The organism is Pseudoalteromonas sp. S1612 (assembly GCF_005887175.1).
GTDB classification, from domain to species: domain Bacteria; phylum Pseudomonadota; class Gammaproteobacteria; order Enterobacterales; family Alteromonadaceae; genus Pseudoalteromonas; species Pseudoalteromonas undina.
On record NZ_PNDH01000048.1, the window covers coordinates 1 to 19766 of the forward strand.

Consider the following 19766-nt stretch of genomic DNA (forward strand, 5'->3'; position numbering starts at 1 on the left):
CAGCATCAATGCCAAACAGGCGCTGCCCGTAGGGTGCTGCCTAGGGGCGATTTACTCTTTGTTGCTCGGTTTTTACTTAGCCCACTAGGTTACAAACCTCGCGCCGCGATTAAATTGCCCCTAGTTTGAACGAATTTTAATCCGCAAAGACTAACAGACCTTAGTCAAAATCCACGCATAAAAAAAGCGCTTTAAGCGCTTTTTTTTAAATCAATTTATTCGCCATAACTGGCTTCAAAAAAGCTCTCTAGAATAATCACCGCAGACATATTATCTACGTTGCCTTTACCTAAGTTTTTATAACCACCACGTTCAAACAACCGTGCTTTAGCATCAGCGGTAGTTAAGCGTTCATCTTGAGTATGAACCGCAATACCGTAATGATTATGCAAACGATTGGCGAACTTTTTGGCTTTAAAGGTAACCTCTTGTGAGGTGCCATCCATATTAAGCGGTAAGCCAACCACCATTAAGTCAGGTTGCCACTCTTTTACCTGTACAGCAATGTCATCCCAATTAGGGATGCCATCTTGAGCTTTCACCGCCTTTAGGCTGGTGGCGCTGCCTGTCAATTCTTGACCAATTGCAATACCAATGCTCTTAGTACCAAAATCAAATCCCATTACGGTGCGCTCACCTTGCGCTTTTACAGTTTTTTTAGTCATGTTTGTCTTTTATGTTATTAGGCATGTCCAGCTTCGGGGCTTAATTGGCTAACATCAAAACCAAGCATAGAGACTGCCATTTCCCAGCGCTTTTCCACTGGGGTATCAAAAATTATTTTGGGGTCGGCTTTTATAATCAGCCAGCTATTATCAAGTAGCTCTTGTTCTAACTGGCCTTGCTCCCAACCTGAGTAACCTAAGGTAATTATAAATTGCTCGGGTGCTTGAGCGGTAGTTAATGTGGCTAATACATCTTTTGAGGTAGTGATCATAATATCACTGCTCAATTTTTGGCTTGCCGAGTACCCAGGTTTTGGTGAATGTAGCACAAAGCCACGATCCGTTTTTACCGGCCCGCCAGCATACACTGTCACTTGCGCGGCATGTTGCGACTTATCGTTATCAATATCAATTTTGTCGAGTAACTCACCTACGGTGACATCAATCGGCTGATTGATAACAAGTCCCATAGCGCCTTCTTCATTGTGTTCACAAATATAAGTGACGGCACGTTTAAAAAAAGGGTCTTGCATTGATGGCATTGCGATTAAAAAGTGATTTTCTAATGACTGCATAAGTTTTACCCTTTTAGTTATTGAATCTTGAGTATGGCATAGTCCCATGTTTTAACACTAAAAATTTATTCAACTTTAAGCGGTGACTATAGAAGCGCCACTGCTTAAATTTTGTTATGGCTTTAATATTATTTACTAAGCTTTCTCTCTATGGCATCAAATAAAATACCGGTAATAGAAATGTCGTAAGCGGCCTCAATTTCTTTAACACAGGTTGGTGCTGTTACGTTAATTTCAGTTAACTTATCGCCAATGATATCTAAGCCAACAAATATTAAGCCTTTTTCTTTCAATGTAGGGGCAACTGCTTGAGCAATTTTAAGATCTGACTCACTAATTGGGCGTGCTTCACCACGTCCGCCGGCGGCTAAGTTACCGCGCGTTTCGCCGTTTTGTGGAATACGCGCTAAGCAATAAGGAATAACTTCACCATCAACAACCAATACGCGCTTGTCACCTTGAGTGATCTCTTCAATGTAATTTTGCGCCATCGCAAAGCGACTGCCATGCTCAGTTAAGGTTTCGCATATTACGCCAATATTGGCATCATCTGCTTTTACTCTAAAAATAGAAGCACCGCCCATACCATCCAGTGGTTTTAAAATAATATCTTTGTGCTCGGCTAAAAATTCACGGATTTGCTTTTGGCTGCGCGTAACTAACGTATCAGGTGTATGCTCACTAAACCAAGCGGTAAATAGTTTTTCATTGGCGTCACGCAAGCTCTGTGGCTTATTAATAACTAAAGTACCCGCTTGCTCAGCACGTTCTAAAATATAGGTTGCGTAAATATATTCAGTATCAAAAGGCGGATCTTTACGCATTAAAATAACGTCTAAGTCAGCCAGCGCAATGGTGGTTTTTTCTTCAAGTTGGTACCACTTTTCTGCGTTATCAAAAACCTGTGCTTTGGCTGCAGCAGCGTAGGCATTGCCTTGACGCAGCGATAAATCATCCATTTCCATGTAGTAAATTTCGTAGCCACGGGTTTGCGCTTGCATCATCATTGCAAAACCGGTGTCTTTTTTAATATTAAATCCACTAATAGGATCTGAAATAATGCCTAACTTAATTGCCATGCGCTGTGCCTTAGTTTATGTGTTTTTTACAACTGTAATCTTGATATGTGGGTGCTTTTAGTTATTTCAATTAGCTAAATCGCCAAATTGTAATTGCAGTGCGCTTAAAACGGTTAACGCTGCTGTTTCTGTGCGAAGTACCCGCGGGCCTAAGCGAATATCTACAAATTCTTGTTGCTTTGTTTGTGCTATTTCATCGTCGGTAAATCCACCCTCAGGCCCTACTAAAAAGCGCACGCCGTCATCGGGAACGGTAATGGTTTTAATACTGTGTTCGGCGCGAGGATGCAAAGTTAATTTAATGGCAGCTGTTTGCTGTTCAAGCCAGGTTTTTAAATCAACAGGTGAGTGTACTTTTGGCACAAAGTTGCGCCCAGATTGCTCTGCTGCGGCAATGGCTATTTTTTGCCATTGCTGGTGTTTTTTTTCTAAGCGGTCGCCACTTAGTTTTACGCCGCAGCGCTGGCTAAAAATAGGGGTGATTTCAGTGATCCCTAATTCAACAGACTTTTGAATGGTAAAATCCATTTTTTCACCACGTGATACGCACTGGCCTAAATGAATTTTTAATGGTGATTCAACGTCATGAGGGTTAAATTCAAGCGGCATAACAACCACGCTCTTTTTACTCACCTCAATAATTTCACTTAGAAACTCTCCGCCTTCACCATTAAAAATAGAAACCTGCTCGCCCACTTTCATGCGCAACACACGGCCTATGTGCCCTGCAGCATCATCGTCAAGGTTTAAAGGAGTATTAAGGGCAATTGGTGATGATTGATAAATATGAGGCACTCGCATGGCAAATCACTTTTTTACATAGAAGTTATATCCCTCTATGGTAAGTAAGCAAAGGCTTGGGTGCAATTATTTATTTTTCATATTCAGGGACTGCAAGCTCTGTTAGTTCTTGTGCGGTTTGGGCTATATCGGTATCACAGGACAAATGATTTGAATGGCACTCTTCATTTATGGGGTTAATGTCATAGCCATGATTGGTTTGACTAATAATATAGCGTTTTTCATGTAATGAATTATAAATAAAGCGCTGTGTATCATCAGCGAGCAAATAATCTGTTTGGTTGAATAATACGCCTTGAACATTGTGGTGTTCGTGAAGGTAGCTGGCCAGTTCTGAAATACTGATTTCGTTCTCAATATCGCAATAGCAATAATCTTTAACGAGTTCATCAAACATCATTTTAACCAGCTTTTGCGTGTTCGCACCGGCTATTATGATGTCCTTTTTAGCAGCATCATTAGTATTTATGTAATGTTTTACAAATGCTCGGCTGAACTCGTTATCTATATCGATTAATAGATAACTTCCTGTTTTAATTGCCATATGCCTAAAGTCCCTGTTAATTTACCAAACAATTAAATAGGGACGTTAAGCAACGGCTAAATTTAATGAGTTTGGTACTAAATTGAAAACATACTTATTAATAAATAACCAATAGCACAAAATACAGCAAATTCAATACAGGCAATGCCAATATTATCCTGATGATCGACTTCAAGTGCGGTATCTATATTTGGCATTGAAATAATTTTTATAATATACGTTAAACAGTATAGTAACAGCCACATCACACCGCAATGCATTACCAAAGTAAATAAGTTCTCTACCATTTTACCGTTTTGAAACGCCGCACTCGATAAACCAGCATACGCAGCAAGAGCTAAGCCTATTGATTTACCCGCATAGCGAATACCAATGGAGGTGTTTTCTAAACCAAAGTTACTTTGCAAAGAGGCCCCTTGGTTGGCTTTAGCAAAGCGGTTTTCGCGTATTTTACTGTCTAGGGCAAACATGCCTTGTAAAACAAAAAAGCTTACCGAGGCTATTAATAAATTACTAAAGCCTTGAGTGTGTGTCCACGTATATAAACCCAATACTAAAATGCAGTTGGCAATCAGCATGCCTGAATCAACCAACGCAGCACAAACGTTTTGTTTTAATATAGCTGCTTCTTCATTAAAGCGGCGTAAAATCCATTTACGGTGGATTAAATGTCCCATTTTTATAAACGAAAATAACAGCACAATTAATAAAATGACTTTCAGCGGATTTGATTGAGCGGTGCTAATACTAATTTCATCGAACAAAAATGCCATCGTGGCGATCACGACTGATATTTCAGAAGCAAAACTAATTCCCATTGCAAAGTTATCATGTTGCGCTAATTCTTCTTTAAGTGCTTGTTTTGCTTTTATTTGAGTAATAATTCTTAAACTGATGATAATAATACAAATAACCACAAAACTAATAGCAATCGCAACTAAACTAGTGTTAGATAATGACAAATATGACATGGTGTTCCTAAATAGATTTACCTTGATAGGTTTTTAACCATTCTAGTATGGTTATTGGTGAGATAAAAGAGGGTATTGATGAGTAACGACACGCAGCTTCCTATTGAATTACAAAAACTGGGTGAAACGCGTTTTGCAACGCTGTATCCCGAACAACAAATCCAGCAGCAAATCGTGCGTTTATTAGCGTTAAGTGATTTTGCTTGGCGCAGTTTAAGCTCTCAACCTTCGCTGTTGTCTTGGTTGCTATGCGAAGTTGAAATTAATAATAGAGAAATTTCAGATCCCTTTGCAACACTTAATATAAATGAAGTAGAAGAGCAGCAGTGTCATCAATTACTGCGCCAATATCGTGAAAAGTACTGGCTAAAAGTCGCTTTTTTAGACTTATGTTGTGAAAACTCAATTGCGGATAGCATTAAATACATTAGTGAACTTGCCAATAAACTGATAGATAGTGCTAATCAATGGGCCTACAATAATGTTGCTAAAACTAATGGTGAACCATTAGATGAAGATAAAAACGCTTTACCATTAATGGTACTAGGCATGGGGAAGTTAGGAGGGCAAGAGCTAAATTACTCATCTGATATCGACCTTATTTTTGCATACCCCCGCAACGTTAAAACCCAAGGCGGTCGTCGCTCGCTCGAAGCATCTGTTTTTTATACTAAAGTGGCCCAAAAGTTAATTACAGCCCTGAACCAATGCACCGTGGATGGCCAAGTATTTCGGGTTGATATGCGTTTGCGCCCATTTGGTGAAAGTGGTCCGTTGGTGATGAGCTTTAATGCCATTGAAGACTATTACCAAGAGCAAGGGCGTGATTGGGAGCGCTACGCGATGTTAAAAGGGTGCTTAATTGGCACGCCTAATCGTTATTGGCAGGAGTTCAATACCTTGCTGAGACCTTTTGTTTATCGCCGCTACATTGATTTTTCGGTGATTGAATCGCTTAGAAAAATGAAACTTATGATTGCCCAAGAAGTGCGTCGTAAGCGCTTAACTAATAACATTAAATTAGGTGGTGGCGGCATTCGCGAAGTTGAATTTATTGTTCAAGCATTGCAAATGGTCAGAGGCGGCAGAGAAGCAAATTTACAAACACAATCTTTATTAACTGCATTAGAGCAGCTAACAGTTAGCCAAGTGATTGATGAGCATGAAGCCAGAGGGCTTAAAAATAACTACCTTTATTTACGTAGGGTAGAGCAATACCTACAAATTTTTGATGATCAGCAAACACAAACTCTGCCTGATGATGAGCTAAATCAGCAACGGCTGAATGTATTGTTGAAGCAAGGTAATTTTGACTCAGCTATTGAAAAAATAGAACAGGTCATGGCGCAAATTCATAATGAGTTTATTCAGGTAATTGGTGAAGAAACTGAACCACTTGATACTTGTGAAGGCGCGTTTATAAGTACTTGGGATCATGGTGATGTTAGCTTTTTGAATGAACCAAGAGAAGAGTGGCAAACACCATTACATGACTTCAAACAGCGCCTATCTAAAGCCAAAGTGGGCAACCGTGGACGCGATATTCTTGATAAATTAATGCCTGCATTACTAAAACAATTAAACGACTTTAATGCTACTGCCAGTGCGTTTACAACGGTATGCCAAATACTAAATAAAATTATTTCGCGCACCGCTTATTTAGAGCTGTTGTATGAAAACCCAGGAACGTTAAAGCAGTTAGTTTTGCTCTGTTGCCATAGCAAGTGGATTGGAGAGCATATTTCATTGTATCCCATTCTACTCGATGAACTTATCGACCCTGCAGTGCTGTATAAACCGACCCCATTAACAGCGTATAAAGATGAAATAAGACAGTATTTTTTACGTATTGAACATGACGATCTTGAACAACAAATGGAAGCATTGCGTCAGTTTAAACAAACCCATCAGTTACGGATTGCTGCCGCAGATGCCACTGGCGTAATTGATGTAATGAAAGTAAGCGATCACTTAACCGCACTTGCAGAAGCGATAGTTGATCAGGCTGTTAATATTGCTTGGTATCATTGTGTTAAACGTTTTGGCATGCCACCTAATACCGATGATGAACATAAAGGCTTTGCCGTTATTGCGTATGGAAAAACCGGTGGTTTTGAGGTGGGTTATGACTCTGATCTCGATTTAGTTTTTGTGCATAACCATGACGGTACCAGCTATACCAGCGGCGACAAGGCAATTGACTCAAGGCAATTTTATTTAAAGCTAGCACAGCGTTTAATGCATTTATTTAATACTCGTACTGCTTCAGGTATTTTATATGAATTAGATACTCGACTTCGTCCAGAGGGGGCATCAGGGTTATTAGCGATTAACTTAGAGAGTTTTAATCATTACCAACAAACTCAAGCATGGACGTGGGAGCATCAAGCTTTAGTCAGAGCGAGGCTGATTTTAGGCCAAACTGAATTAGTAACGCGTTTTGCACAAATTCGCGCCGAGATATTGTGTCAAAAACGTGATGTTGAACTGCTAAAAACCGACGTAATTAAAATGCGCGAAAAAATGCGTAGCCATTTAGCTAAAGGCAACGAGCAGCAGTTTGATTTAAAACAAGACGTGGGGGCGATGACCGATATTGAGTTTATCACCCAATATTTAGTATTAAAGTACGCTCATGAATTTACCCATTTATGCGACTATTCTGACAATGTCAGAATTTTAACGGACGCAGCTAAAATTGGTTGCATTACAGACACACAAAAACAGCAACTTATTAAAGCCTATATAGATTATCGCTCACGCTATCATGTGTTGAGCTTAGATCAGCAGGGTCGCTGCGTAAAACGTGAAGATTTTAGTGAAGATATTAAAAATGTCACGTCGATATGGCAGGCTATTTTTGAATTAAATTGAATAAATACATAGGCGCTCGATTATTATTGAGCGCCTATCAGTTAATTGCTTAGCTTTAAACAGTTTGTACGTACAAATTCAGACGGCAGCTCGGTAATAACCGCTGCGCGTTGTTTAGGGCAGAAAAAAGCATACACTTCATTTGAAAAATCATCATTTATAGAGCGGCTAACGCGGTATAAAGCGGAGTTAAAACTGCTATCTATTCGAAAGTGATCCTTAACAACGTAATCTTTGTCTAAGTACCACATTAAAGTAATACCTTCGTTATTAGCATATTGGGTTAGTACGGTACGCAAGGTTGAGTCACGTTGGAAGCGACGCGGGCCTACTTCTCCACTCCAATTTAAAGGCATAGGCTCTACTACAAAAGAACGCTGGTTTAGCGCTCTGTCGAGGCTAAGATCGGGTTTTTCGAGTTCAATTACAAATTTGTCATTGTCTTTATTGACAGAAATTCTATCTCGGATTGATGCATAAAACCGCGATAACCCTTCAGCCGCAGCGTTAGTGGTTTGTTGATAATTGAGTGACGACGAACCATTTAGTAGAAAGTAAATGGCTGCACCAATTAACAATAAAGCTAAAAGTATATATCTAATCCAAAACCACATGGCTGTTACTCATCTTTGTTATTTTAATAACCCATCCTTAATAAAAAGAGGGGGCGTCTTTATCGGGTCGTGTTTTAAAGCGTCTATGCAACCACATATATTGTTCAGGGGCGGCATTTATTGATTGTTCCATGCGCTGATTAACACGTGTTACATCGGCTTTATCATCGCCGCTCGGGAAGTTTTCAAGCTCAGGCACGATTTCTAAGTGATACTTTCCGTTGTTATCCCTATAAGCAATTAAGCTCATTGTTTCGCAGTTTTTACTACCTGCAAACATTAGTGTACCAGTGGTTGTGGCTGTATCGGGTACTGCGTAAAAAGGCACAAACTCACAGCGGTTACGGCCATAATCCTGATCGGGTAAGTAATAACACAGCTTTTTATTTTTTAATGATTTTAATAATCCTTTTACGTCTTTTTTTCCAACCATGTATTCATTAGAGCGAAGACGTCCATTGGTGGTAAAGTATTCCATAAGCGGATTGTTATGCGGGCGGTAAAAGCCAATACCTTGGCACTTCAAACCCATTACACGACTTGTCATTTCAAGATGCAGTATATGTGGAACAAGTAATAAAACGCCTTTTCCTGATTGTTGTACGCGCTCAAAATGCTCAAGCCCTTTTATTGACCCGAGTACTTTTTTGACCCGCCACTGTGGCCACCACCAAGCCATGCCGGTTTCAACCATCGCAATACCGGTATTTTCCATATTTTTAAGTACCAGCTGTTGTTGCTCGGTTTCGCTCATTGTGGGGAAACAGCGTTTAATATTAACCTCAGCAATATGCCTTCTACGCTTCATATATTTATGAACCAAGCGTCCTAGCTGCTTACCCATAGCTAATTGTAGTTTTTGCGGTAACCAAGAAATGAGATATAAAAACAAAACACCAATCCAGGTTAGCCAATAACGAGGACCTAAAAAAGAGGCTTTAAAAGGGGATGAGTTAACCACAAAAATTTCTCTAAAAATAAAAGGCTAGTTTAACGCTATGTGTTAAAAAATACAAAAAGCCAGCAAAAAGCTGGCTTTAGTGATTATTTATAATGAAGTCGTTTGCTTAGTTAACGGTATTTAAACCTTGGTTTATACCCACTAAATCTTCACGGCTTAATATTCCTGTCGCTTGTTTTAAGCGAAGCGTTGATACAACATAACGGTAACGTACATCGGCAAGATTACGCTTTGCATCGTACAAGTTTTGCGTACTAATTAGTACATCAACGATAGTACGTGTACCTACCTCAAAACCCGCTTCAGTGGCTTTTAATGCACTTTCTGCTGAGATAACTGCTTGTTCAAGCGCTTTAAATGTTGCAATGTCAGATACCACTTGATTGTAAGAAGTAATAACAGAGCGAGTTACTGCACGATAATCGGTTTCAAAATCTTGGCTAGCAGCAACGTAAAATGCACGTGCTTGATCTGTTGCAGCAACCGTTGCGCCACCTGAGTAAAGTGGGACGCTAAAGTTTAGTCCAATAGAGGTTGAATCAGAACGAGGCTGGTCGTCAAAACTAGCGCCATTTAACTCACTATCTGTTAATGAGTCGCCGTAGCTAGCATTTAACGTTAGTTTTGGGTAATGACCTGCTTTTGCGAGTTCAATTTGTTCTTTAGCTATATCAACCGTTATTTTTGATACTTGCAGATTTAAGTTTTTGTCTTTAGCTATTTTAACTAAATCAGTTGCAGGCGTACTTGGCTTAACAGTAGAAAATGTTTCGGTGTTTAACATATCCAGCTTTGCGTGGTACTTACCAGTGATCTCACGTAGCTGCTCACGGGCTGTTTCTACCGCATTATTAGCAATGATCTCTTGCGCTACTGAATTATCAAATTGTGCTTGTGCTTCATGTACATCGGTAATAGCTGTTAAACCTACAGCGTAACGCTGTTTAGTTTGTTCAAGTTGGCGCTCAATGGCACGTTTTTCAGCTTGTACAAATTCAAGGTTATCAATAGCGCTAAGTACGTTAAAATAGCCCTCAGCAACACGCACAATTAGGTTTTGCTTGGCAAAGTCGTATTGGCCGCTTGCTTGAAGTGCTTGTTTGTCGGCTATACCTAATGAATTCCATGCGCCTAAATCAAATAACGTTTGGCTTAAGCTAATACCACGAGAAAACTCGTCGTTTTCAGCATTAATTTTATCAAGAGAAGATAAATCCTCAGATTGTCTGAAGGAAGTTGAGTCAGACTTTGTGTAACTCATAGTCAAGCCAATTTGCGGTAATAGTGCGCTCATAGCGCGATCGCTTTGGTATGATTGAGCATCAGCTTGGGCTTTTGCTTTTAAAACGGTAGGATCGTTGGCTGTTGCGATTTCAAAAACTTGAAGTAAATCTTCAGCATTGGCTACGGTTGAGCCCAATGCGCATGATAAACTAACCAGTGCTGCAAGGATGTTCTTTTTCATGTGATGTTCGGTCCTTAGACAATTTTTGTACTACAGGCATGTTAACCTGTTTTACTTAATAACTAAAAAAAAAATTAGTAAAACAACGTTCTCAAGTGTAACAGAATATATACCTAACACGCCTCATTCGCTCAATTTAGCGTTTTAATAGGGCTGGCAATCAAGGCGTTGATGTATCTACGCTTTCAAAAAGGAAATAAAAAACATGGCGAATAAAAGTCGTACTCAATTTACCCATGATGATGTGAGATTAAAACCGGTTGAAAATTTGTATAACGGTTTTTTTAAAATAAACCTTTATCAATTTCAGCATGCCCTGTTTGCTGGTGGAGAGTCTGAGGTTATTCGTCGAGAAATTTTAGAGCGTGGCGATGCGGTCGCGGTATTACCTTATGATCCAGTCACTGAGCAAGTATTGCTTATAGAACAAATTCGAATTGGCGCAATTAAAAGCAAACATACGCCTTGGCTGTTAGAATGTATAGCGGGTATGACCGATGGCAGTGAAGATTACGAAGCGGTTGTTAAAAAAGAAGCGCTTGAAGAAGCGGGGCTTAATTTAACAGAACTTGAGTTTATGTTGTCTTATCTTTCAAGCCCCGGCGGTACTACAGAGCGTTTGTTCTTATATTTAGCTCACGCCGATTTAAGCCAAATGAGTACTGGCATTTATGGGTTAGAAACCGAAGGTGAAGATATTAAAACCCATATTATGCACGTAGACGAAGCACTACAGCGACTTAATAGTGGTGAAATAGATAATGCTGCTACCGTAATTTGCTTGCAATGGTTAGCGCTAAATCGCGATAAGATACGTAAAAAGTGGGCATAGTTTTTAATTTTTAATAGTAATGGCGGTATTTTGACAGCACTTTTAACCACTAATCGATACATTCAAAGCCTTCCAAAGTATTTAACGCTTTGTGAGCACAATTACGTACGCCTTTTAAAACTACTGCCTCATGAGCAAGTGATTGGCAATGTAAGAGAAATTAAATTAGGGCACAGTGAATTTGCAATTCACATAGATGATAGTGCTAAGTACACACTTGATGTTTCTATTAAACAGTTAAATGGCATGCTCGTTGGCATTGCACCGCTGTATTTAACGGTACGTTTGTACAATGATGCGAAGGTGGCTGAAATTGTTCATCATGACTACCACCAACGAATTAAGCCTTCTTATGGTTACCCTAACCCAAAAATGCATCAAAAAGATGAAAAATATCAGTTAAATGCTTTTTTGTATGACTGGTTGGTAGCGTGTGTTGAAAGAGGTCAATCAACACTTAATTGGGATGTAAATAATGGCTTGGTTTGATGACATCTATTATTTTGAACAAACTACGCTTCGAATTGCACACCTAACTGATTGCCACCTTTTTAGTGATAAAGATGCTGAATACTTTGGCGTTAATACCGCTGAACATTTTGTTAAAGCATTGGCCGATATAGCAAAGCAGCAGCCTGATGCGTTGATATTTGGTGGTGACCTAACGCAAGATCACAGCTTTAATTCGTATTTATTATTTGCAGAACTTATTCATAATAGTGACGTTGATTGCCCCGTATTTTGGGTGCCTGGTAACCATGATGAGATTGAACAGCTTAATTTAATTAGTGGTGGGCAAATACAACACGCTAAACACATAGTGGCACAAGGGATTGAGCTGATATTAATTAACTCTAAGGGTGAAACGCCTGCAGGGTGGGTCAGTGCCACGCATTTAGATGAAATTATGGCTTGCTTAGTTGATTCAAATAATCGTCACATTGCATTTTGTCATCACAACCCATTGCCAATTGATGGCTACCTAGATAAACATATGTTAGAAAATGGGCCGCAACTATTAAATTTATTAGTTAATAATGGTCGCGTTGATGCGCTGTTTCATGGGCATGTCCATAATGACTATCAACAGCAGTTTAGAGGGCTCAATGTGTACGCTACCCCAGCCAGCTGCGTGCAATTTAGTAAACACAGTGCGACTTGGCAGCAAGAAAATAAAGGGGCAGCTTATCGCATGCTGTATTTAAATGCTGAGCAACAACAGGTGCATATACACTCGGACGTGGTATGGTTAAACGAGTAATTTATATTCACGGTTTTAATAGCTCTGAAAAATCATATAAAGCTGTGCGCTTTGGTGAGCTTATGGCACACTATGATGTTGATTATTGTGTGCCGCGTTTAAATCATGAGCCTGTAGAGGCTATTATAGCGCTTGAACAACTATTAACACCGAATACCGTATTATTGGGCAGCTCGCTAGGTGGTTTTTTTGCCACGTATTTATCGCAGCGTTATCAAATTCCTGCGGTGGTAATTAATCCTGCCGTTGCCCCATATACATTATTAGAGCCTATACTTGGGCCTAATTATAATCCGTATCAAGATTATAATTACCAATTACAATCTCGTCATATAGATGCGTTAAAAGCATTAACGGTGACAGAGTTAAAACACCCTGAACTGTTGTATTTATTACAGCAAACAGGGGATGAAGTGTTAAATTTTCAGCACGCAATAAAGTATTACTCACAATGTAAACAGTTAATTGAATTTGGCGGCGATCATAGCTTTAATGGCTTTGAGCGAGCTTTTTCAAGCATTGTCGATTTTCTTAAAATCAGATATTAGCGTATATAAAGATAAAAACTATGACTCAACAAAATTATAACGCCGAAGCCATTGAAGTACTTAATGGATTAGAGCCGGTAAAACGCCGCCCAGGCATGTATACAGATACCACAAGGCCAAACCATTTAGGCCAAGAGGTTATTGATAACAGTGTTGATGAGGCAATGGCTGGGCACGCAACACGTATTGATGTCATTTTACATGAAGATAATTCGCTTGAGGTGAGTGACGATGGCCGAGGTATGCCAATTGACATTCACCCAGAAGAAGGTATTCCAGGAGTTGAGTTAATATTTACTAAGCTGCATGCCGGCGGTAAGTTTTCAAACAAAAACTATCAATTCTCTGGTGGCTTGCATGGCGTAGGTATCTCGGTTGTTAATGCGCTATCTACCCGCGTGGAAGTAACGGTTCGCCGTGATGCGCAGCAATTTAGAATGGCTTTTGAGCATGGCGATAAAGTTGAAGATTTAAATGTTATTGGCTCAGTGGGTAAACGCAACACTGGTACTACGGTACGTTTTTGGCCAGATACCAGCTATTTTGACTCTGCTAATTTTTCTTTGACTAAGCTTAATCACTTATTAAAAGCTAAAGCGGTTTTATGTCCAGGTTTGCGTATTAAGTTTGTAAATAAACAAACGAAAGAAACCCAAGAGTGGTTTTATGAAACAGGCTTAAAAGATTACTTAATTGAAGCCGTTAAAGGTTACGAAATACTACCTAAAGACCCATTTGTGGGTGAGTTTTCAAGTTCTATTGAAGGCGCTGATTGGGCGGTAGTATGGATGCCTGAAGGTGGTGAGTCGATAGCCGAAAGTTATGTAAACTTAATTCCTACCGCGCAAGGGGGCACCCATGTAAATGGTCTGCGCCAAGGGCTTTTAGAGGCGATGCGTGAATTTTGTGAGTTTAGAAATTTATTACCACGTGGCGTAAAGCTGACCCCAGATGATATTTGGGAACGTTGTAGTTATGTGTTGTCGGTTAAAATGCAAGACCCACAATTTGCAGGACAAACTAAAGAAAAGCTCTCATCACGTTCATGTGCTGCGTTTGTATCGGGTGTAGTAAAAGATGCCTTTAGCTTATGGCTAAATGAGCACACTGACACCGCAGAGCTACTTTCTGAACTATGTATTTCAAATGCACAGCGTCGCTTACGTGCGGCTAAAAAAGTAGTACGTAAGCGAGTTACATCAGGCCCAGCATTACCAGGCAAACTGACCGATTGTAGTGCTGCTGATAATGACCGCACAGAATTGTTTTTAGTAGAGGGTGACTCAGCAGGGGGCTCAGCTAAACAAGCGCGAGATCGTGAATTCCAAGCAATTATGCCGTTAAGAGGTAAAATTTTAAATACTTGGGAGGTTGAGTCAGGGCAAATTTTGGCCTCTCAAGAAGTGCACGATATTTCAGTTGCGCTAGGTATAGACCCAGACTCAGCCGATATGTCGGGACTACGTTATAATAAAATTTGTATATTAGCGGATGCTGACTCCGATGGACTGCATATTGCCACCTTACTGTGTGCCTTATTTGTTCGCCATTTCCCACAATTAGTTAAAACCGGCCATGTGTATGTTGCTATGCCACCGTTATTTAGAATTGATATTGGTAAAGATGTTTACTACGCGCTGGATGAAGATGAAAAAACCGGTATCTTAGCGCGCATAGAAGCAGAAAAAAAACGTGGCAAAGTAAACGTACAACGCTTTAAAGGTTTGGGCGAAATGAACCCGCTACAATTGCGTGAAACAACCATGGACCCTAATACTCGTCGTTTAGTACAGCTTACTCTTGATGAAGAGCAGCAAACAATGGAAATGATGGATATGCTACTCGCTAAAAAGCGCTCATCAGATCGCCGTCAATGGCTAGAGGATCATGGTAACAAGGCACAAGTTTAATAAGCCTTTGGGCTTTAAAACAGGAGAGGCAAATGAATAAATTATTTAGCACACTGTTGTTACTGGGCTTAATATCATCGCCAGTGATGGCGAAAAATATACTCGACAAGCTGACCGCTGCACCGGGTTTTGAAATCAGCTTATTTGCTGATGATGTTGAAAATGCACGGCAAATTGCAGTATCAAGCCGAGGTATTGTGTATGCAGGGTCGCGTAAGGCGGGCAATGTGTATGCACTGATTGACCATAACAGCGATGGTGTGGCAGATAAAAAAATAGTGATTGCAGAGGGATTAAATATGCCCTCGGGTTTAGCAATTAAAGGCGGTGACTTATATGTCGGTGAAGTGCACCGTATTATTCGTTTTAAAAATATCGATAAACACCTCAAAAATCCTGAGTATGAAGTGTTTTATAGCGATTTACCCTCAGAGCGTCACCATGGTTGGAAGTTTTTGCGCTTTGCACCAAATGGCGAGCTGATAATTCCCGTGGGCGTACCGTGTAATATTTGTGAGGAAGATGCTCGCTTTGGCCGTATTTTTTCGTTAAATACCGACACCAAAGAAATAACGACCTTAGCCAAAGGTGTACGTAATACGGTGGGTTTTGACTTTCATCCGAGCACGCAAATGCTATGGTTTAGTGATAACGGCCGCGACATGATGGGGGATGATATTCCACCTGATGAGCTAAACCGCATTACTAAGGAAGAAGAGCACTTTGGTTTTCCATACGTGCATGGTGGCGTTATTGTTGATCCTGAGTTTGGTGAAGGCAAAAATATTGCTGATTACACTCAACCTGCATTGGCATTGGGGGCGCATGTTGCGCCATTAGGTATTCATTTTTATACCGGCAAACAGTTCCCAGATAGCTACAAACAACAGTTATTTGTTGCTGAGCATGGTTCATGGAACCGCTCTAAAAAGGTTGGTTATAAAGTGGCTGTGGCAACCATAGAAAATGCCAAAGTAACTAAATATACGCCACTGATCACCGGCTTTATGCAAGACGAAACGACATTTGGACGCCCTGTTGCATTTGCACAATTAAATGATGGCAGTCTATTGGTAAGCGATGATTACGCTAACGTAATTTACCGCGTAAGCTATAAGAAAAACTAGGTAAGCTTTAATGAGTGATACAGATACCTTGCTAATGCAAGGAATTGAACAGCAAACAATGGGGCGTTTTACCGAAGACGCCTATTTAAATTATTCAATGTACGTGATCATGGATCGTGCCTTACCGCACGTTGGTGACGGCTTAAAACCCGTTCAGCGTCGTATTATTTATGCGATGAGTGAACTGGGGTTATCGGCAAGTGCTAAATACAAAAAATCAGCCCGTACCGTAGGTGATGTATTAGGTAAATACCATCCTCATGGTGATAGTGCCTGTTATGAAGCCATGGTACTTATGGCGCAGCCGTTTTCTTATCGCTACCCGTTAGTTGATGGTCAAGGTAACTGGGGGGCTGCAGATGATCCTAAGTCGTTTGCGGCAATGCGTTATACCGAAGCGCGTTTATCTAAATTCTCTGAAGTATTACTTAAAGAGTTAGGCCAAGGGACTGTTGATTGGACGCCAAACTTCGACGGCACCATGGATGAACCATTAGTATTGCCATCGCGCTTACCGCATATATTACTTAATGGTGTCACCGGTATTGCGGTAGGTATGGCAACCGATATACCGCCCCATAATGTGCGTGAAGTAGCCAGTGCCTGTTGTTTATTACTTGATAAGCCAAAAACAGAACTCGAAGAGTTACTAGATTTAGTGCATGCGCCTGATTATCCAACTGATGCTGAAATAATTACGCCTAAGGCTGATATTCACAAAATTTATAAAACCGGTCGTGGCTCAATTAAAATGCGCGCTGTGTATTGTGAAGAGCAGGGCGATATAGTTATTACTGCGTTACCGCATCAATGTTCGGGTGCAAAAGTACTCGAGCAAATTGCAGCGCAAATGAACGCTAAAAAGTTGCCGATGGTGGCCGATTTACGTGATGAGTCTGATCACGAAAACCCGACCCGTATTGTGATTGTGCCGCGTTCAAACCGAATTAAAGCTGAGCCATTAATGGCGCACTTATTTGCCACCACCGATCTTGAAAAAAATTACCGCGTAAACTTAAATATGCTCGGCTTAGATGGTCGTCCACAGGTTAAAGATTTACGTAGTATTTTAACAGAGTGGTTAACCTTTAGACGCGAAACGGTTCGTCGTCGTTTGCAATATCGACTTGATAAAGTACTGGCTCGATTACATATTTTAGAAGGTTTACTGGCTGCCTTTTTAAATATTGATGAAGTTATAGAAATCATCCGCTCTGAAGATAAGCCCAAACCAATATTGATGGAGCGCTTTGATTTAACCGATATTCAAGCAGAAGCCATTTTAGAATTAAAACTTCGCCATTTGGCAAAACTTGAAGAGTTTAAAATTCGTGGTGAGCAAGACGAATTGGCAAAAGAGCGTGACAAATTAGAGCAAACATTGGGCTCAGATCGTCGCATGTCGACCTTATTGAAAAAAGAAATTCAAGAAGCTGCAGAAATGTATGGTGATGATCGCCGCTCGCCTGTGATTGAGCGTGTAGAAGCCAAAGCACTGAGCGAAAAAGATTTAATTCCATCAGAGTCAGTCACCGTGGTGCTATCAGATAAAGGCTGGGCACGGGTTGGTAAGGGTCATGACTTAGATGTGGAAGGATTAAATTACAGAGCTGGTGATGGTTATAGAGCATCAGCGAGAGGTAAAAGTAATCAGCCTGCGGTATTTTTAGATTCAGCTGGACGTGCATTTGCCACTGATGCTCATAGTCTTCCTTCAGCGCGAAGCCAAGGCGAGCCAATGACCGGGCGCTTTAATCTAACCTCAGGCGCCAGCTTTGAGCACGTAGTAATGGGTGAGGACGCTCAAGTGTTGTTAATGGCCTCCGACGCTGGTTATGGTTTTATTACTGACTTTAAAGATTTAGTGAGCAAAAACAAAAACGGTAAAGCGTTAGTGAGTGTGCCAAAAGGTGGTGTGTTACTTTCGCCAATTCGCGTTAACGACGTGGCTACTGACTACTGTATGGCGATTTCTAACGAAGGGCGGATGTTGTTATTCCCACTGCGTGACCTACCTAAGCTAGGTAAAGGTAAGGGTAATAAAATTATTTCTATTCCGGGTGCGAAAGTACAAGCCCGCGAAGAGTTTGTAAAAGTATTAGCTGTTGTGCCGCAAGGCAGCAGTGTAACGCTGCATGCAGGTAAGCGTAAGCTGACCCTTAAACCAAGCGACCTTGAGCATTACCATGGCGAGCGAGGCCGCAGAGGGAATAAGTTACCTCGTGGTTTGCAGCGCGTAGATGAAGCTGTGGTAGAGTTAACACCGCAACAAGTTGATGAGCCAAGCTCAGACGCAGAGCCAAGTTAATCTTGAGATCAAATTAGATAAAATTAGAAAACGGCTTACTCAGGTAAGCCGTTTTTTTATGACTGTTTTATTTCAGCGCACGCTTGTGCGCTATTTTCTCGTCTGCGTAACAAAATAACGTTATAATAAAACAATACATGATTGTGGTTATATTGGAGAGGCGCACTTGCTAGCTGTTATACGTATTTTAATAATGCTGTTGTTTATATTATTAAGTTGTTTTTTTGGTTTGTTGTTATCAATATTTAGACCATTTCATCCTAATAATGTGCATGTTATTGCAAGTTGGTTTGGCTCAATGGCTAAAATGCTTGGGGTTAAATTAGAACTAAAATATCATCCCGATGCGCTTAAGGTGGGGCCCGCTGTGTATGTAGCGAATCACCAAAATAGCTATGATTTATTTACTATTCCAGCTATGGTGCCAAAAAATTGTGTGAGTGTTGGCAAAAAAAGCTTGAAGTGGATCCCATTTTTTGGTCAGCTTTATTGGTTATCGGGTAATATTTTAATAGACAGAGCAAATCGCTCAAAAGCGGCAGGCACTATTTCTAAAGCAGCGGCTAAAATAAAACAAAAAGGCTTGTCGGTGTGGATGTTCCCTGAGGGGACGCGTAGTTATGGTCGTGGTTTACTCCCTTTTAAAACCGGTGCTTTTCATACAGCAATGAGTGCAGAGGTACCTGTTGTGCCAGTATGTATGAACACAACCGATAAAACCATTAAACTAAATCGCTGGGATAATGGTACAATTTACATTGAAATGTTAGCCCCCATAGCACTTGATAACAGTATCAGTGCCCGTGAACATGCTAAAAGTGTGCACAGTATTATGGCTGCTAAAATAACAGAATTAGATGCTCAAGTGAGAGAGAAATAATGGAAAACTGGCGTGAAATAAGTGAAGACATCGTAACTTCATTACTTGAAGATGGTTCCGATCCGGAAATCCTTTATGAAGTAGAGCACCACTTTGTATGTGAAGATTTTACTAAGTTAGAACAAGCTGCACTTGCTGCGTTTAAACTAGGTTACGATGTAGAAGAGCCAGCAGAACTTGAGCTTGAAGACGGCGAAAAGATTTGGAGTTTTGACATTGTTGTTGAAGCCGAATTAGATGTTGACGTTATAATGGAAGACGTTGATAAGCTTGCACAGCTTGCGGTTGAATGCGACGTAGAATACGACGGTTGGGGCACTTACTTTCAAGAGTAAGGGTTACCAATGCAAA

Annotated in this window: 19 protein-coding genes; 10 read left to right on the forward strand and 9 right to left on the reverse strand. The window is 40.5% G+C overall.

What is annotated here, in order from left to right; genetic code table 11:
* Positions 1-215: 215 nt before the first annotated feature.
* The 6 genes from ruvX to CWB78_RS15420 all read right to left on the reverse strand — a co-directional run bounded on the left by ruvX (position 216) and on the right by CWB78_RS15420 (position 4635).
* Positions 216-665, reverse strand: coding sequence for a Holliday junction resolvase RuvX (gene ruvX / locus CWB78_RS15395; RefSeq protein WP_010391588.1), 450 nt, complete (start codon positions 663-665; stop codon positions 216-218).
* Between the two features lie 17 nt (positions 666-682).
* Positions 683-1240: a YqgE/AlgH family protein gene (locus tag CWB78_RS15400; RefSeq protein ID WP_010391585.1), complete on the reverse strand. Its 558-nt coding sequence runs from the start codon at positions 1238-1240 to the stop codon at positions 683-685.
* Between the two features lie 128 nt (positions 1241-1368).
* Positions 1369-2319 carry a glutathione synthase gene (gshB, locus tag CWB78_RS15405; protein ID WP_138596359.1) on the reverse strand — a complete coding sequence of 317 codons (951 nt, stop codon included), beginning with the start codon at positions 2317-2319 and terminating at the stop codon, positions 1369-1371.
* 66 nt (positions 2320-2385) lie between these two features.
* Entirely contained in the window at positions 2386-3120 is a 735-nt protein-coding gene (gene rsmE / locus CWB78_RS15410) for a 16S rRNA (uracil(1498)-N(3))-methyltransferase (protein ID WP_138596361.1), read from the reverse strand.
* Positions 3121-3190: 70 nt separating this feature from the next.
* Positions 3191-3664 carry a hypothetical protein gene (locus tag CWB78_RS15415; protein ID WP_010391582.1) on the reverse strand — a complete coding sequence of 158 codons (474 nt, stop codon included), beginning with the start codon at positions 3662-3664 and terminating at the stop codon, positions 3191-3193.
* Between the two features lie 77 nt (positions 3665-3741).
* Positions 3742-4635 (reverse strand): DUF350 domain-containing protein, encoded by an 894-nt coding sequence (locus CWB78_RS15420; protein WP_010391581.1) that lies wholly within the window; start codon positions 4633-4635, stop codon positions 3742-3744.
* 78 nt (positions 4636-4713) lie between these two features.
* On the opposite strand from CWB78_RS15420, the gene glnE reads away from it, so the two are divergent.
* Positions 4714-7509, forward strand: coding sequence for a bifunctional [glutamate--ammonia ligase]-adenylyl-L-tyrosine phosphorylase/[glutamate--ammonia-ligase] adenylyltransferase (gene glnE, locus CWB78_RS15425; protein ID WP_138596363.1), 2796 nt, complete (start codon positions 4714-4716; stop codon positions 7507-7509).
* 41 nt (positions 7510-7550) lie between these two features.
* Here the strand turns inward: glnE and CWB78_RS15430 are convergent, their stop codons facing one another.
* The 3 genes from CWB78_RS15430 to tolC all read right to left on the reverse strand — a co-directional run bounded on the left by CWB78_RS15430 (position 7551) and on the right by tolC (position 10549).
* On the reverse strand, positions 7551-8123 hold the full coding sequence (locus CWB78_RS15430) for a toxin co-regulated pilus biosynthesis Q family protein (RefSeq protein ID WP_010391576.1): 573 nt from the start codon (positions 8121-8123) through the stop codon (positions 7551-7553).
* Positions 8124-8160: 37 nt separating this feature from the next.
* Positions 8161-9084: an LpxL/LpxP family Kdo(2)-lipid IV(A) lauroyl/palmitoleoyl acyltransferase gene (lpxL, locus tag CWB78_RS15435; RefSeq protein ID WP_054201907.1), complete on the reverse strand. Its 924-nt coding sequence runs from the start codon at positions 9082-9084 to the stop codon at positions 8161-8163.
* 106 nt (positions 9085-9190) lie between these two features.
* Entirely contained in the window at positions 9191-10549 is a 1359-nt protein-coding gene (tolC, locus tag CWB78_RS15440) for an outer membrane channel protein TolC (RefSeq protein ID WP_138596365.1), read from the reverse strand.
* A 205-nt stretch (positions 10550-10754) separates the two neighbouring features.
* Between tolC and CWB78_RS15445 the strand changes: the two genes are divergently transcribed.
* From CWB78_RS15445 to rraB, 9 genes are all read left to right on the forward strand, one after another.
* Positions 10755-11381: an NUDIX domain-containing protein gene (locus CWB78_RS15445; RefSeq protein ID WP_109874132.1), complete on the forward strand. Its 627-nt coding sequence runs from the start codon at positions 10755-10757 to the stop codon at positions 11379-11381.
* Between the two features lie 30 nt (positions 11382-11411).
* A complete protein-coding gene (locus tag CWB78_RS15450) occupies positions 11412-11870 on the forward strand; it encodes a DUF1249 domain-containing protein (protein ID WP_055012529.1) in 459 nt (152 codons plus the stop codon).
* Positions 11857-12642 carry a metallophosphoesterase gene (locus CWB78_RS15455; protein ID WP_138596367.1) on the forward strand — a complete coding sequence of 262 codons (786 nt, stop codon included), beginning with the start codon at positions 11857-11859 and terminating at the stop codon, positions 12640-12642. Before CWB78_RS15450 ends, CWB78_RS15455 begins: the two co-directional genes overlap by 14 nt.
* Complete coding sequence (locus CWB78_RS15460) at positions 12627-13190, forward strand: YqiA/YcfP family alpha/beta fold hydrolase (RefSeq protein ID WP_010391565.1); 564 nt, start codon at positions 12627-12629, stop codon at positions 13188-13190. The genes CWB78_RS15455 and CWB78_RS15460 overlap by 16 nt, the downstream gene beginning before the upstream one ends.
* 20 nt (positions 13191-13210) lie before the next feature.
* Positions 13211-15100, forward strand: coding sequence for a DNA topoisomerase IV subunit B (gene parE / locus CWB78_RS15465; RefSeq protein WP_010391564.1), 1890 nt, complete (start codon positions 13211-13213; stop codon positions 15098-15100).
* Positions 15101-15132: 32 nt separating this feature from the next.
* The gene (locus CWB78_RS15470; protein WP_055012532.1) at positions 15133-16227 is read left to right on the forward strand and encodes a PQQ-dependent sugar dehydrogenase; all 1095 of its coding nucleotides are present in this window, start codon (positions 15133-15135) and stop codon (positions 16225-16227) included.
* 10 nt (positions 16228-16237) lie between these two features.
* Positions 16238-18535, forward strand: coding sequence for a DNA topoisomerase IV subunit A (gene parC, locus CWB78_RS15475; RefSeq protein WP_010391560.1), 2298 nt, complete (start codon positions 16238-16240; stop codon positions 18533-18535).
* Positions 18536-18701: 166 nt separating this feature from the next.
* Positions 18702-19415 carry a 1-acylglycerol-3-phosphate O-acyltransferase gene (locus tag CWB78_RS15480; RefSeq protein ID WP_010391558.1) on the forward strand — a complete coding sequence of 238 codons (714 nt, stop codon included), beginning with the start codon at positions 18702-18704 and terminating at the stop codon, positions 19413-19415.
* Complete coding sequence (gene rraB / locus CWB78_RS15485) at positions 19415-19750, forward strand: ribonuclease E inhibitor RraB (protein WP_008110603.1); 336 nt, start codon at positions 19415-19417, stop codon at positions 19748-19750. The genes CWB78_RS15480 and rraB overlap by 1 nt, the downstream gene beginning before the upstream one ends.
* The last annotated feature ends 16 nt before the right edge of the window (positions 19751-19766 follow it).